This window comes from Caulobacter sp. 73W, assembly GCF_041021955.1.
In the GTDB taxonomy this organism is placed as follows: domain Bacteria; phylum Pseudomonadota; class Alphaproteobacteria; order Caulobacterales; family Caulobacteraceae; genus Caulobacter.
Window position 1 is genome coordinate 1,018,515 of the sequence record NZ_CP158375.1, and the last position, 13,266, is coordinate 1,031,780.

14 protein-coding genes are annotated in these 13,266 nt (G+C 67.7%); 7 read left to right on the forward strand and 7 right to left on the reverse strand.

From position 1 onward, the window contains the following. Positions 1-24: 24 nt before the first annotated feature. The 3 genes from ABOZ73_RS04750 to ABOZ73_RS04760 all read left to right on the forward strand — a co-directional run bounded on the left by ABOZ73_RS04750 (position 25) and on the right by ABOZ73_RS04760 (position 3,019). Entirely contained in the window at positions 25-222 is a 198-nt protein-coding gene (locus tag ABOZ73_RS04750; RefSeq protein ID WP_369061134.1) for a hypothetical protein, read from the forward strand. Positions 223-283: 61 nt separating this feature from the next. After that, positions 284-733 (forward strand): hypothetical protein, encoded by a 450-nt coding sequence (locus ABOZ73_RS04755; RefSeq protein ID WP_369061136.1) that lies wholly within the window; start codon positions 284-286, stop codon positions 731-733. Positions 734-868: 135 nt separating this feature from the next. Next, positions 869-3,019: a TonB-dependent receptor gene (locus ABOZ73_RS04760; RefSeq protein ID WP_369061138.1), complete on the forward strand. Its 2,151-nt coding sequence runs from the start codon at positions 869-871 to the stop codon at positions 3,017-3,019. A gap of 73 nt (positions 3,020-3,092) precedes the next feature. Here the strand turns inward: ABOZ73_RS04760 and clpB are convergent, their stop codons facing one another. Beyond that, complete coding sequence (gene clpB, locus ABOZ73_RS04765; RefSeq protein WP_369061140.1) at positions 3,093-5,675, reverse strand: ATP-dependent chaperone ClpB; 2,583 nt, start codon at positions 5,673-5,675, stop codon at positions 3,093-3,095. A gap of 183 nt (positions 5,676-5,858) precedes the next feature. Here clpB and ABOZ73_RS04770 point away from each other — a divergent pair, with 183 nt between their 5' ends. Then, positions 5,859-6,794: an alpha/beta fold hydrolase gene (locus tag ABOZ73_RS04770; protein ID WP_369061142.1), complete on the forward strand. Its 936-nt coding sequence runs from the start codon at positions 5,859-5,861 to the stop codon at positions 6,792-6,794. Positions 6,795-6,894: 100 nt separating this feature from the next. Here ABOZ73_RS04770 and ABOZ73_RS04775 read toward each other — a convergent pair whose 3' ends face one another. From ABOZ73_RS04775 to ABOZ73_RS04785, 3 genes are all read right to left on the reverse strand, one after another. Continuing rightward, entirely contained in the window at positions 6,895-8,301 is a 1,407-nt protein-coding gene (locus ABOZ73_RS04775; RefSeq protein WP_369061144.1) for a M20/M25/M40 family metallo-hydrolase, read from the reverse strand. 113 nt (positions 8,302-8,414) lie between these two features. Beyond that, positions 8,415-8,801, reverse strand: coding sequence for a hypothetical protein (locus tag ABOZ73_RS04780; RefSeq protein WP_369061145.1), 387 nt, complete (start codon positions 8,799-8,801; stop codon positions 8,415-8,417). A 108-nt stretch (positions 8,802-8,909) separates the two neighbouring features. Then, positions 8,910-10,157, reverse strand: coding sequence for an aspartate kinase (locus ABOZ73_RS04785; protein WP_369061147.1), 1,248 nt, complete (start codon positions 10,155-10,157; stop codon positions 8,910-8,912). Between the two features lie 104 nt (positions 10,158-10,261). Between ABOZ73_RS04785 and ABOZ73_RS04790 the strand changes: the two genes are divergently transcribed. From ABOZ73_RS04790 to ABOZ73_RS04800, 3 genes are all read left to right on the forward strand, one after another. Further along, positions 10,262-10,420, forward strand: coding sequence for a hypothetical protein (locus ABOZ73_RS04790; protein WP_369061149.1), 159 nt, complete (start codon positions 10,262-10,264; stop codon positions 10,418-10,420). A 40-nt stretch (positions 10,421-10,460) separates the two neighbouring features. After that, positions 10,461-11,207, forward strand: a complete 747-nt coding sequence (gene ubiG, locus ABOZ73_RS04795; RefSeq protein ID WP_369061151.1) for a bifunctional 2-polyprenyl-6-hydroxyphenol methylase/3-demethylubiquinol 3-O-methyltransferase UbiG — start codon at positions 10,461-10,463, stop codon at positions 11,205-11,207. A 62-nt stretch (positions 11,208-11,269) separates the two neighbouring features. Next, on the forward strand, positions 11,270-11,563 hold the full coding sequence (locus ABOZ73_RS04800) for a glycine zipper 2TM domain-containing protein (protein WP_369061153.1): 294 nt from the start codon (positions 11,270-11,272) through the stop codon (positions 11,561-11,563). Between the two features lies 1 nt (position 11,564). Here the strand turns inward: ABOZ73_RS04800 and ABOZ73_RS04805 are convergent, their stop codons facing one another. The 3 genes from ABOZ73_RS04805 to grxC all read right to left on the reverse strand — a co-directional run bounded on the left by ABOZ73_RS04805 (position 11,565) and on the right by grxC (position 13,251). Further along, on the reverse strand, positions 11,565-12,002 hold the full coding sequence (locus tag ABOZ73_RS04805; protein ID WP_369061155.1) for a DUF1178 family protein: 438 nt from the start codon (positions 12,000-12,002) through the stop codon (positions 11,565-11,567). A gap of 9 nt (positions 12,003-12,011) precedes the next feature. Next, positions 12,012-12,833 carry a carbon-nitrogen hydrolase family protein gene (locus ABOZ73_RS04810; protein WP_369061156.1) on the reverse strand — a complete coding sequence of 274 codons (822 nt, stop codon included), beginning with the start codon at positions 12,831-12,833 and terminating at the stop codon, positions 12,012-12,014. A 163-nt stretch (positions 12,834-12,996) separates the two neighbouring features. Next, entirely contained in the window at positions 12,997-13,251 is a 255-nt protein-coding gene (gene grxC / locus ABOZ73_RS04815; protein ID WP_369061157.1) for a glutaredoxin 3, read from the reverse strand. Positions 13,252-13,266: the final 15 nt, after the last annotated feature.

Consider the following 13,266-nt stretch of genomic DNA (forward strand, 5'->3'; position numbering starts at 1 on the left):
GCCTGAAGTGTCGGGAGCCATTCAATGGCGATCTACACCTTTGTTGTCTGCAAGCCCGATGGGACATCCACGTCGCTGGATGTCGTCGAGTTGTCCGACGATCACGTCGCCGCCCAGCGTGCCGGCGCCGTCCTGCAAAACCACGCCAGCAGCTCGCACGTCACCGTCTGGCAAGAGGACCGCGAGGTCTGCACCGCCCGGCGCGAGGCGCTAGCGAGTTAGTATCAGCGTTCTACGAAGTGTGTCACGCTCCCTGCCTAATCAAGCAGGGAGGGCTTGAACCATGACGGAAGCAACGATGGGCGCCGAGCGCGCCAAGGCCCCGTGGCACCTTTGGGTGGTCGGGGTGCTGAGCCTTTGCTGGAACGCATTCGGCGGCTTCGACTACATCATGACTCAGATCGGCGACGACCAGTACCTGGCCGCCCTGACGGCGGAGCAGCGGGCCTATGTCGCCGGTCTGCCCGTGGTCATGGCGGCCGCCTGGGCCGTGGGCGTGTGGGCGGCGGTGGCCGGATCGGCGCTGCTGCTGGTGCGGTCGCGCTGGGCGTTCCATGCCTTCGCCCTCAGCCTGGCCGGCATCGTCGTCAACATTCTCTACGGAAACCTGGTGCTGCACGTCAGCGAGGTCATGGGACCGTCGGCCCTGTACATGAACGCGGTCATCGCCGTGGTGGGCGCGTTCCTGACCTGGTACGCGCGATTCCTGGTGAAACGCGGCGTTCTGCGCTAGGCGCTCGGCGCCATTCGGTCGGCGAACGATGACATTTGTAATAAAATGTTTCTAGTTGCGAATTATTCGCAAAATCATTAGCCGCGCTTAGGCTGCGTTGATAATGCGAGGCCCTCGCAAGAACCGGGGGCTTCCATGTCACAATCCTTCACCGCCCGCGCCCTTTTGGGCGGCGCGGCGTCCGCCGTCCTTTTGCTCGCATCGAGCCCCGTCCTGGCCGAGGCCGCCGTCGCCGCCGACGCCTCGGCCGACCTGGACCAGCTGGTCGTCACCGCCTCGGGCTTCGAGCAGAAGGTCGTGGACGCCCCGGCCAGCATCACCGTCCTCCCCCGCATCGAGCTGGAGCAGACCCGCTACTCCAGCCTGGCCGAAGTGCTGACCAACGTCGAAGGCGTCGATGTGGGCGGCTCGGTCGGCAAGACCGGCGGCCTGAACATCAACATCCGCGGCATGGGCAGCGACTATACGCTGATCCTGATCGACGGCCGCCGCCAGAACACCGCCGGCAGCGTCACGCCGAACGGCTTCGGCGAAACCTCGACCAGCTTCATGCCGCCGATGAGCTCCATCGAGCGCATCGAGGTCGTGCGCGGTCCGGTCTCCACCCTGTACGGGTCAGACGCCATGGGCGGCGTGGTCAACATCCTGACCCGCAAGGTCGGCGAGGAGTGGACCGGCTCGGTCACCGTCGACGGCACGCTGCAAGGCGATGACGAGTTCGGCAACGTGTACGGCGGCAACGCCTATCTGTCGGGCCCGATCGTCCGCGACCTGCTGGGCCTGCAGCTGCGCGGCAGCTTCCAGAACCGCGAAGCCTCATCCCTGACCTTCGAGAACGTGGCCGGCGCCGACGCGCCGATCACCGGCTTCGGCCGCAGCGCCACCAAGGCCGAGATCCGCACCTGGGGCGGCCGCGTCAGCCTGACCCCGCACGAGGACCACGACCTGTGGCTCGACGCCGACTGGTCGGAGCAGTGGTACGACAACTCCAAGGGCCAGATGGGCACCGCCACCCTGGCCGGCGGCTATGGCGACGCGCTGGAGTTCAAGCGCGAGCAGATCGCCCTGGCGCACGACTGGCGCACGCCGATCGGCACGGTCTCCAGCAACCTGTCGCGCAACACCACCGAGACCCTGGGCCGCATCATTCCTCCGGGCGTCCCTGGCGCCGGCACGGCGCGCACGCTGGAGTCGGTGAACACCATCTTCGACAGCAAGCTGCATTCGCGCTGGGGCGATCACGCCTTCACCGTCGGCGGCCAGTACTGGGACGCCGAGATGACCGACGGCGTGGCTCCGTCCCAGTTCATGCATGAACAGTGGGCCCTGTTCGCCGAGGACGAGTGGCGCTTCGCCGAGGGCCTGGCCCTGACGGTCGGCGCGCGTCATGACGACCACAACGTGTTCGGCGGCCAGTTTAGCCCCCGCGCCTATCTGGTGTGGACGGCCAGCGAGAAGCTGACCGTGAAGGGCGGCGTGGCTCGCGGCTTCAAGACCCCGCGCCTGGAGCAGCTGGCCTCGGGCATCAACGGCTTCGGGCAACAGGGCCGCCTACCGCTCATCGGCACCCCGACCCTGACGCCGGAAACCAGCACCAGCAGCGAACTGGGCGTCTACTACAACAACCTGAACGGCTTCGACTTCAACGTCACGGTGTTCAACAACGAGTTCGAGGACAAGATCGCCTCGGGCGTGCCGGTCGCCAACTGCGCCTACAACCTGACCCAAGCCCAGTACAATTCCGGCCAGGGCCGTCCGGCCGGCTGCGTCGACGTCGGCTTCTTCCCCGCCTCGGCGACCTTCGGCCAGGCGATCAATATCGACGAGGCGGTCACCCGCGGCGTCGAGGCGGCCGCGCGCTGGGACTTCGCTCCGGACTGGTCCCTGCGGGTGAACTACACCTACACCGACAGCGAGCAGAAAAGCGGCTCGGCCGAGGGCCAGCCCCTGACCGACACGCCCGAGCACATGGTCAACGGCAACCTGCGCTGGACGATCAACGAGAACCTGAACGCCTGGGTGCGCGGCGAATACCGCAGCTCGCGCTATCGCGGCGCCGGTCCGGCCCAGGACGCGCTCGGCAACTACAAGGAATACGCCCTGTTCCACCTGGGCGGCTCGTACCGGCTGCGTAAGAACATCACGATCAACGCCACGATCAACAACCTGCTGAACACCGACTTCGTGAAGCAGCTGCCCTACGGCGCGCCGATCGCCTATGCGCCGGAGTTCACCAACAACCAGGAGCCGCGCCGCCTGTGGGTGTCGGTGAAGTACGACTTCTAGACGTCGGACGAGCAGGAAGCGAAAAGGCCGGCGGGGGCGACCCCGCCGGCCTTCTTGTTGTTGCGGGCCCGGCTTAGTGGACCGCGGCCTTGCCGATCTCCAGGCCGTCCTGCCCGGCGTGGACCTCGATCACCGAACCGTCGGCCAGATCCCCGCCCAGCAGCTTGCGGGCGATGGGATCGACCAGCTCCTTCTGGATCACGCGCTTCAGCGGGCGCGCGCCATAGACCGGGTCGTACCCCTTGTCGCCCAGCCAGTGCAGGGCGGCCGGGTCCAGGGCGATGGCCATCTGGCGGTCGGCCAGCAGCTTCTCCACCCGCGACAGCTGGATGCGGACGATGTTGTCCATCTCCGCCCGGCCGAGACGCTTGAACAGGATGATCTCGTCGATCCGGTTCAGGAACTCGGGACGGAAGTGGCTGCGCACCACGTCCATGACCAGCGGTCGCGCGGCCTCAACATCCTCGCTTTCCGCCTGGTTCGCCAGGAACTCCGACCCGAGGTTGGAGGTCATGATGATCAGGGTGTTGCGGAAGTCGACCGTGCGGCCCTGACCATCGGTCAGGCGACCGTCGTCCAGCACCTGCAGCAGGACGTTGAACACGTCCGGGTGGGCCTTCTCGACCTCGTCGAACAGCACCACCTGGTACGGGCGGCGACGGACCGCTTCCGTCAGGGCGCCGCCCTCGTCATAGCCGACATAGCCGGGAGGAGCCCCGATCAGACGGCTGACCGAGTGCTTCTCCATGTACTCGGACATGTCCATGCGGGTGATGGCGTGCTCGTCGTCGAACAGGAACTCGGCCAGGGCCTTAGTCAGCTCGGTCTTGCCCACGCCCGTTGGGCCAAGGAACAGGAACGAGCCGATGGGGCGGTTGGGGTCCTGCAGGCCGGCGCGGGCGCGGCGCACGGCGTCGGCAACGGCCGACAGCGCCTCGTCCTGTCCGACCACGCGGCCGCGCAGAGCGTCCTCCATGGCCAGCAGCTTCTCGCGCTCACCTTCCAGCATCTTGTCGACCGGCACGCCGGTCCAGCGGGAGACGATGGCCGCGATCTGCTGGGCGTCGACGACTTCCGGCGTCATGGCCTGCTGCTCGCCTTCGGTCTCGGCATCGGCCAGGCGCTTCTCCAGCGCCGGGATCTCGCCGTACTGCAGCTGACCGGCGCGAGCGAAGTCGCCGGCGCGCTGGGCGTTGGCCAGTTCGGCGCGCAGACGGTCCAGGGCCTCGCGGGTCTGGGCGGCGCTGCCGACCTTTTCCTTCTCGGCCTTCCAGCGAGCGGTCATCTCGTCCGACTTGCCCTGCAGGTCGTCGATCTCGTCTTCCAGCTTCTCAAGGCGCTGCTGAGACGCGCTGTCGGTCTCGCGCGAGAGGGCCTCGCGCTCGATCTTCAGCTGCACCAGGCGGCGGTCGATCTCGTCCAGTTCTTCCGGCTTGGAATCCACGGCCATGCGCACGCGGCTGGACGCCTCGTCCACCAGGTCGATGGCCTTGTCGGGCAGGAAGCGGTCGGTGATGTAGCGGTTGGACAGGGTGGCGGCGGCGACGATGGCGCTGTCGCTGATCCGCACCCCGTGGTGAACCTCGTACTTCTCCTTCAGGCCGCGCAGGATGGAGACAGTGTCCTCCACCGTCGGCTCGGAGACGAAGACGGGCTGGAAGCGACGGGCCAGGGCCGCGTCCTTCTCCACGTGCTTGCGGTACTCATCCAGCGTGGTCGCGCCGACGCAGTGCAGCTCGCCACGCGCCAGGGCGGGCTTCAGCAGGTTAGACGCGTCCATGGCGCCGTCGGTCTTGCCGGCCCCGACCAGGGTGTGCATCTCGTCGATGAACAGGATGATGCTGCCCTCGGCGGCGGTCACCTCGTTCAGCACCGACTTCAGACGCTCCTCGAACTCGCCGCGATACTTCGCGCCGGCGATCAGGGCGCCCATGTCGAGCGACAGGAGCTTCTTGTCCTTCAGGCTTTCGGGCACGTCGCCATTGATGATGCGCTGGGCCAGGCCCTCGACGATGGCGGTCTTGCCGACGCCGGGCTCGCCGATAAGGACGGGATTGTTCTTGGTGCGGCGCGACAGGACCTGGATCGTGCGGCGGATTTCCTCGTCGCGGCCGATGACCGGGTCGATCTTGCCGTCTCGGGCGGCCTGGGTCAGGTCGCGGGCGTAGCGCTTCAGGGCGTCATAGCCCTCTTCGGCGTTGGAGCTGTCGGCGGTGCGGCCCTTGCGCAGCGAGGCGGCGGCGTCTTCCAGCGCCTTGGGCGCGGCCCCGGCCTCCTTCAACGCCTTGGCGGCGTCGGCGCCGTCCTTGGCGATGGCGATCAGCAGGCGCTCGGTGGTGACGAAGGCGTCGCCGGCCTTCTTGGCGTCCGCCTCGGCGGTCGCGAAGACGCGGGCGGTGTCGGGCTTCATGTAGAGCTGGCCGGAGCCGCCCTCGACACGGGCGATCTTTCCGATCAGGGCGTCGGCGGCGGCGTCCACGACGGCGGGCTTGCCCCCGGCGCTTTCGATCAGCGCGCGCGACAGGCCGTCCTTTTCTTCAAGCAGCACCTTCAGCAAATGCTCGGGCGCCAGCTGCTGGTGTCGGCGCGACAGGGCCAGGCTCTGGGCGGACTGGATCGCCTGCTTGGCGCGGTCGGAATAGAGGTCGATGTTCACTTACGGGTTCCCCAAAATAGGCGGACTGCGACCGGCCGCCTTGCAGGAAGCACGACCGGTACAAAGGGCAAGATGGGTGTGGCGAGGCGGCCACACAAGGTCCCTCGAACCGGGCCCGGCGAACCTTCGCAGAAGATCGTGCGTTCGACGAATATGGAACCGAGGAAGACTGGCGGGCTGGGCTTGAAGCGGCGTCCCAAGGGGGTGCTGGAACTGGGCTGGGCCTGTTTTGAAAGCGCTGCGTCCGGGCGCACCGAGCATGTGCCGACGGCGCTTTGCTATCCCGATACCCTGGTGCGTCGCACCACCTTCGAGGCCGGCGGCGGACATGGCTGGCGCATCAGCGCCCTGACCACCCCGCGCGACCGACCGGCGCCGATCAAGTACGTGGTCGTCACCGGGGCGCCGTCCTGGGCCGAGTATTGGGCGCCGGTCCTGGCCGCCATGCCCCAGAACCGCGAGATGGTGGTCGTCGACCGCCCTGGCTTCGCCGGCAGCGAGCCCGTTGAGTATGTGGGCGACATCCGCACTCAGGCCGAGGCGCTGTCGCCCCTGCTGGCGTCGCAGCGCGGACAGAAGGTCGTGGTCATCGGCCAGTCCTATGGCGCTGCTATCGCCACCCTGATGGCCGAAGCGGCCGACCAGAACCGGCTGGCCGGGCTGGTCCTGCTGTCCGGCTTCTTCGGCGAGCCGGGGCCGACCGCGCGCATGCTGGTCAAGCTGGGCTCCAAGGTGCTGAAACTGATCCCCCGCGACCTGCGCAACGCGGTGTTGGAGGTGATGGGTCAGGCCGGCCAGCTGGAGCGGATGCGCATCGCCCTCGCCCGCCTGCGCGCGCCGGTCCACGTGATCCACGGCGACGCCGACGACTTCGCCCCGCTGGAGACGGCGCAGCGGCTGGCGGCCAACGCCAGAACCCGCACCCCAGCCCGGTTCGTATCCGTGCCCGGCGCCGACCATTTCCTGAACGACGGGCCGCCGGCGCAACTGCTGGCCCTGGTGGAGGACTGCCTGCCGGTGGAGCGCCCGCTGTTCCTGTTCAAGATGCCCAAGCTGGCCTGGCCGATGCTCTGGCCCGCAAAAGCAAAGGCCGCCAACGGCGGAGCCGTGGCGGCCTAGAACTTCGTTCCGCTCATCCCCGCGAAGGCGGGGACCCATACGGACGCTCAGCTTGGATCCCCGCCTTCGCGGGGTCGAGCGGGTTCAATCCTGAACCCGCTCACTTCGCCGCGTACAGCTTCGTCACCTCATAGAGGAAGTCCCGGCCTTCGTAGAGCGACTTCACGCGGATGCGCTCATTGAGGCCGTGGGCGTTGGAGCCGGCGGCGTCGCTGAACATGCCCGACAGGCCGTAGGTCTTGATGCCGGCGGCGTTGGTGAAGCGGCCGTCGGTAGCGCCCGTCGACATGGACGGCACCAGCGGCGCGCCCGGCCACAGCTTGGCGGCGACCGTCTTGGCCGGGGCGGTGATACGGGCGTCCAGCGGCGGCGGCACGTTCACCGGGCTCGGCTTGGCGGCCAGGGTGATGTTGATGCGCGGATCACCGACCACGTCCTGCAGGGTCTTGAGCACGTCGTTGGGGTTCACGCCCGGCAGGATGCGGCAGTTCACGTTGGCTCGGGCGCGCTGCGGCAGGGCGTTCGGCGCGTGGCCGGCGTTGAGCGTGGTGGCCACGCAGGTAGTGCGCATCATGCTGTTGCGGGCGCGGTTCTTGGCGACCGCCGCGACCTTGGCCGGATCGTTCGGATCGGCGACCACGGCGGCCAGGGCCGCGCCGCTTTCGCCCGGCTCGATCTTGGCCAGCTCGGTGAAGTTCATCCGCACCGCCTCGTTCAGGGCGACGGGGAAGTCGTAGGCGCCGATCTTCGAGATCGCCGCCGACAGGTTGTAGATGGCGTTGTCCTTGATAGGGGTCGAAGAGTGACCGCCGGGGTTCGTCGTCTCCAGCGTGTAGTCCTGATAGACCTTCTCGCCCGCCTGGATGCCCAGGAAGACCGGCTTACCATTGGCGTCGAGTAGGCCGCCGGCCCCCTCGTTCAAGGCGAACTCGGAATCGAGCGCGGCCGGATGGGTCTTCAGCAGCCACTCGACGCCGTTGAAGGTGTCGGGGGTCTCTTCACCGCAGGTCAGGGCCAGTTTCAGGCCTCGGGCGGGTTTGAAGCCCTCCTGCTTGTAGCGGATCATGTTGTCGGTGAAGGCCGCCGCCATGGCTTTGTCGTCGGACGAACCGCGCGCGTAGAAGTAGCCGTTCTCCTCCACCAGGGTGAAAGGGTCGCGTTCCCAGTCGGCGCGGTTGGCCTCGACCACGTCGATGTGAGCCAGCAGCAGGATCGGCTTCAGCTTGGGGTTCTTGCCCGCCAGGGTGACGATCAGGTTGCCGTCCTTGGGACGGTCGGCCGGGTGCAGGATCTGGATGTCGGCGTCGGTGTAGCCGGCCGCCTTCAGGCGGGTCGCCATGCGCTGCGACGCCAGGGTGCAGCTGCCCGAGGACAGGGTGGTGTTGGTCTCCACCAGCTGCTTGTAGAGCGCCTTGAAGGCGGTCTGGTCCGGACGTTCCTGGGCCATGGCCGCACCGGCCGTGGACAGAGCTGCGGCGGCGATGGCCGCGACTGCGATCTTGTTCATACGCTTCCCCCGAAATGGAAGCGGGAGCCTATGGGCGGAGTCGGACCCAGGCAAAGAAAAACCCCGTTCGCGCGAGGCGAACGGGGCCTTGTCATTCAAACCATGCTGCCGGCTTAGCGATAGTAGCCGTAACGGTCGTAGTCGCGTTGGGCCTGGCGGTAGCCGGCGTTGTAGTAGCCACGGTCGCGACGATCGCTGTTGCGATAGGCGTAGCCGTTATAGGCCGGGCGCGCCTGATAGCTGCGGTTGTAGCTACGGTTGCTGTAGCGACGCTTGTCCTTGGTGGTCGCCGCGCCGATGGCGGCGCCGGCGACGGCGCCGAGGGCGACCGACGAGCCCTTGCCGTCACCGATGACGCCGCCGGCCACGCCGCCGATCACGGCGCCCAGCAGGGCGTTCTCGGTCTTGCGGCTGGCCGCGAGGGCGCCCGAGGCGGGCAGGGCCACCGCACCGGCGAGCGTGGCGGCGAGAGCGATCTTGGTGAACTTGGTCGGCTTCATAGCGGTCCTCCTTCAATATGGCCCCAGCCTAGAAAAGCCGGCCTGAACCCGATCTGAACCCGCAAGTTCAGGTGTGGTTCATCTTCGAAGGGTGATCGCGCCGGAAGCCTAGAGCTGGTCGAGGCCGTAGGCGGCGTGCAGGGCGCGCACCGCCAGTTCGGTGTAGGCGGCGTCGATCAGCACGCTGATCTTGATCTCCGAGGTGGAGATCACCTGGATGTTCACGCCCTTGGCGGCCAGCGCCTCGAACATGCTCTTGGCGACGCCGGTGTGCGAGCGCATGCCCACGCCGATGACCGAGACCTTGGACACGTCCTCGTCGACAGCCACGTCCTCGAAGCCGATCTCCGGCTGGTGGCTGCGGACGATTTCGACCGCGCGCTGGGCGTCACGTTTGCCGACGGTGAACTCCATGTTCGCCGTCTCGGCCGTGCGGGCGCGCGACTGGACGATCATGTCCACGTTGACGTTGGCGTCCGCCAGGGCGCCGAAGATCTTCGACGACACGCCCGGATGATCGGGCAGGCCCAGCAGGGTGATCTTGGCTTCGTCGCGGCTGTAGGCGACGCCGGAAACGATGCGCTTTTCCATGATCTCTTCCTCGTCGCACACGATGGTGCCCTGGCCGGGGGCTTCGCCCGGCTCGACAAAGCTTGAAAGGACGCGGACGGGCACGCGCTGGGCCATGGCCAGTTCGACCGAACGCGTCTGCAGAACCTTCGCCCCGAGCGAGGCCATCTCCAGCATCTCCTCATAGGAGATCTTGGCGAGCTTCCTGGCCTTGCTCTCGATGCGCGGGTCGGTGGTGTAGACGCCGTCGACGTCCGTGTAGATGTCGCAGGCCCCGCCCACGGCCGCGGCGATGGCCACGGCGCTGGTGTCCGAGCCGCCGCGGCCGAGCGTGGCGATGCGGCCCTTGCGGGTGACGCCCTGGAAGCCGGCGATGACGGCGATCTCGCCCGCCTCGAAGGCGGCCAGCAGGTTCTCGGACGGAATGTCGTCGATGCGGGCCTTGCCGTGGGCGTCGTCGGTGATGATCGGCACCTGCCAACCCATCCACGAGCGCGCGCGGTGGCCCATGTTGCGCAGGGTCATGGCCAGCAGGCCGGCGGTGACCTGTTCGCCGCTGGCGACGATCGTGTCGTATTCGTCGTCCGAGGCATCGATGCCCTGGGCGGCCGCGCCGGCGCCGTCGGTCCAGGCGACCAGCTCATTGGTCTTGCCTGACATGGCCGAGACCACGACAGCCACCTGTTTTCCGGTCGCCACCTCGGCCGCCACGAGGCGCGCGACGCGCCGGATGCGTTCGAGGTCGGCCACCGAGGTGCCGCCGAATTTCATCACCAGCCGGGACATGGGTCCGGTCGTTCCTTGATGCGGTTATTTATTGCGCGCTCAGCGCCAAGGGCCCATTCCCGACGCAAGCCGCCGCCTTCTAGACGCCAAAATGCGGCGCCGCAATGCGCGAAGTCGTAAAAATCGCTCAGTTTCGTTTCGGCGCGCTCCGCTCCGCTCGCTCGGCGATCAGCCGCACCTTGTCGAGCAAGGCGTGGCGTGAAGCGGTCAGGCTCGTCGATCATCGGGAGGCGAGCCTCGAGCTGACGCGTATCCGGCATTAAACCTTCGTCACTTGCCGCCGGCCCCGCTAGAATGACGGGGATGAGTCAGCCCTACACCTCCATCGACCCGGACGAGGTCGAGCGCTTTTCCCGCATCGCCGCCGAGTGGTGGGATCCGCACGGCAAGTTCGCGCCGCTGCACGTGTTCAATCCCGTGCGCCTGAACTTCATCCGCGATCAGGCCTGCGCCCATTTCGGCCGTGATCCGAAGGCGCGGCGGCCGTTCGAGGGGCTGAAGCTGCTGGACATCGGCTGCGGCGGCGGGCTGCTGTCCGAACCGATGGCCCGGCTGGGCTTCGAGGTGACGGCCGTCGACGCGTCCGAGCGCAACATCAAGACCGCCTCCACCCACGCCGCCGAGCAGGGGCTGGAGATCGAGTTTCGCGCCAGCACCGCCGAGGCCCTGCTGGCCGAGGGCGTGGGTCCGTTCGACATCGTCCTGAACATGGAGGTGATCGAGCACGTGGCCGATCCGGGCGAGTTCGCCCGCACCTGCTCGCGCCTGCTCAAGCCCGGCGGGCTTATGATCGTCGCCACCCTGAACCGCACGCTGAAGGCCCTGGCCCTGGCCAAGGTCGGGGCGGAATACGTCCTGCGCTGGGTGCCGGCGGGCACGCACGACTGGCGCAAGTTCCTCAAGCCCGAGGAAGTCCGCGGCTTTCTGGCTGGCGAGCCGGTGGAGATCGCGGGGCCCTTCGGCGTCTCCTACAGCCCGCTCACCGGGCGCTGGAGCCAGTCGAACGACACCGACATCAACTACATGATGACGGTCAAACGGCCCGCCTGACGGCAACCGTGAGCATGGGCGCGCGTTTCGCTGGCTGACCTTTCAGCAGCGGAGACGCAACGATGCGCCTTTCGATGATCACCCTCGCCGCCTTCGCCGCCATCGGCGTCGCGGCCGCTCCCCTCGCCCAGGCCGAGGCCGCGCCGAAGAAGCGCGTCTATGTCTGCGACTACAAGAAGTCCAAGGCCAACAACGGCACCCTGATCGGCGGCGCCAGCGGCGCCCTGCTGGGCAGCGCGGTGGCCGGCAACGGCGCCAAGACCGAAGGCGCTGTCCTGGGCGGCGTGGTCGGCGCCGTGGCGGGCCACCAGATCGCCAAGAAGAACGCCAAGCGCTGCTACTACACCTACCGCTAGGCTAGTTGACGTCCGTCTTCTTGGGCGGGGCCGGCGGCAGGGGCGCGACCTGGATGCCGTCGGCGACGAGGTCCTTGACCTCTTGCGGCGTGGCCGAGCCATAGATGCCGCGCTCTTCCGACTTGCCGTCGTGGATATCGCGCGCTTCCTTGGCGAAGCGGTCGCCCATGTCGTCGAAGTTCTCTTCCACATGGGCGCGGACGCGGCCCATGGCCTCCATCATCATCTCGTGCATCTTGGGATCGCCGTCTGCGGGAACGGTCTTCTGCGCCTTGGTCCCCGCCACGGCGGGAGCCATGATCTGCTTGCGCACCGAGCCGCTGCCGCAGACCGGGCATTCCAGCAGGCCGCGCGCCGACTGGTCGTCATAGTCGGCTGACGATCCGAACCAGCCTTCGAAGCCGTGGTCGTGCTCGCAGGTGAGCGCGTACTTGATCATGATCTGTATTTAAGGCCCGACGAAGGCGCGCGCATTCTTGAGGGCGGGAATGGCGGCGCGGGCCTTGTCGGCCGCCGCCAGATCGAGGTCGGCGATCAACACCGCCGGCTCGTCGTGGTCAAGTTTTCCGATCACCTCGCCCCAGGGGCCGATGGCGATGGAACGGCCCCAGGTGCCGCGTCCGTCCTCGTGGAAACCGCCCTGGGCGGCGGCCAGGACGAAGCTGCCCGTCTCGATGGCCCTGGCCCGCAGCAGGATCTCCCAATGCGCCTCGCCCGTGGGGCGGGTGAAGGCGGCGGGGACCAAAATGACCTTGGCGCCGTCCAGCGCTAGCGCCCGATACAGCGCCGGGAAGCGCATGTCGTAACAGATCGACAGGCCCAGCTTTGCGGATGGCGTCTCCACCGTCACCGCCCGCTCGCCGGGCTCATAGACAGCCGACTCTCGCGCCGTCTCGCCGGTGGGCAGGTCGACATCGAACATGTGCAGCTTGTCGTAGGTGGCGACGATGGCGCCCGACGGGTCGATCACGGCCTGGCGATTGGCCGCCTTGCCGTCCGCGCGCTTCACCAGGGCCGAGCCGACGTCGATCCAGACGCCCAGCTCGCGGGCCAGCGCCTGAAGCCCCAGCACCACCGGGTCATCCTCCAGCGCGGTCAGCTGCGGCAGCAGCCTGGCCCGATCCTTCTGCAGGATGTTGCAGCCCTCGGGCGTCAGGATCAGTTGCGCCCCCTGCCCCGCCGCGTCGCGGATCAGGGGCTCCAGCTGCGCCAGGCTGGCGGCATGGTTGGCGGGGGTGCGGGTCTGGATCAGGCCGGCGCGGAGGGTCATCGGAACAACTCCTCCCCTGTGCAACGGGGGAGGGGGACCGCGATAGCGGCGGAGGGGGCGTGACCAGACTCAGTGGATGGGGTCGCCCCCACCACCACCCTTCGGGCGGTCCCCCTCCCCCGCTTCGCAGGGGAGGAGAAGAACGGAAGCCCCCCGCTCTTCATCAGCCCGCCAGCATCGGGTCCAGCTTGCCCGAACGATCAAGGGCCATCATGTCGTCGCAGCCGCCGATGTGCTGCTCGCCGACGAATATCTGCGGGAACGTGGTGCGGCCGGACTTGTCGATCATTTCCTGACGCAGCTTGGGGTCCATGCCGGCTTCGATCTCGGTGAAGTCGGCCCCCTTGTCGTTCAGGAGTTTCAGGGCGCGGGCGCAGTAGCCGCAGAACGGGCGGGTGTAGATGGTGACGTGTGCCATGTGGGCCGAACGCTT

Bases quoted from the DNA above. Each gene is read 5' to 3' on its own strand.
- ABOZ73_RS04750 (WP_369061134.1), top strand. From the start codon at position 25: ATGGCGATCTACACCTTTGTTGTCTGCAAGCCCGATGGGACATCCACG.
- ABOZ73_RS04755 (WP_369061136.1), top strand. From the start codon at position 284: ATGACGGAAGCAACGATGGGCGCCGAGCGCGCCAAGGCCCCGTGGCAC.
- ABOZ73_RS04760 (WP_369061138.1), top strand. From the start codon at position 869: ATGTCACAATCCTTCACCGCCCGCGCCCTTTTGGGCGGCGCGGCGTCC.
- ABOZ73_RS04775 (WP_369061144.1), bottom strand. From the start codon at position 8,301: ATGAACAAGATCGCAGTCGCGGCCATCGCCGCCGCAGCTCTGTCCACG.
- ABOZ73_RS04780 (WP_369061145.1), bottom strand. From the start codon at position 8,801: ATGAAGCCGACCAAGTTCACCAAGATCGCTCTCGCCGCCACGCTCGCC.
- ABOZ73_RS04785 (WP_369061147.1), bottom strand. From the start codon at position 10,157: ATGTCCCGGCTGGTGATGAAATTCGGCGGCACCTCGGTGGCCGACCTC.
- ABOZ73_RS04790 (WP_369061149.1), top strand. From the start codon at position 10,262: ATGCGCGAAGTCGTAAAAATCGCTCAGTTTCGTTTCGGCGCGCTCCGC.
- ubiG (WP_369061151.1), top strand. From the start codon at position 10,461: ATGAGTCAGCCCTACACCTCCATCGACCCGGACGAGGTCGAGCGCTTT.
- ABOZ73_RS04800 (WP_369061153.1), top strand. From the start codon at position 11,270: ATGCGCCTTTCGATGATCACCCTCGCCGCCTTCGCCGCCATCGGCGTC.
- ABOZ73_RS04805 (WP_369061155.1), bottom strand. From the start codon at position 12,002: ATGATCAAGTACGCGCTCACCTGCGAGCACGACCACGGCTTCGAAGGC.
- ABOZ73_RS04810 (WP_369061156.1), bottom strand. From the start codon at position 12,833: ATGACCCTCCGCGCCGGCCTGATCCAGACCCGCACCCCCGCCAACCAT.
- grxC (WP_369061157.1), bottom strand. From the start codon at position 13,251: ATGGCACACGTCACCATCTACACCCGCCCGTTCTGCGGCTACTGCGCC.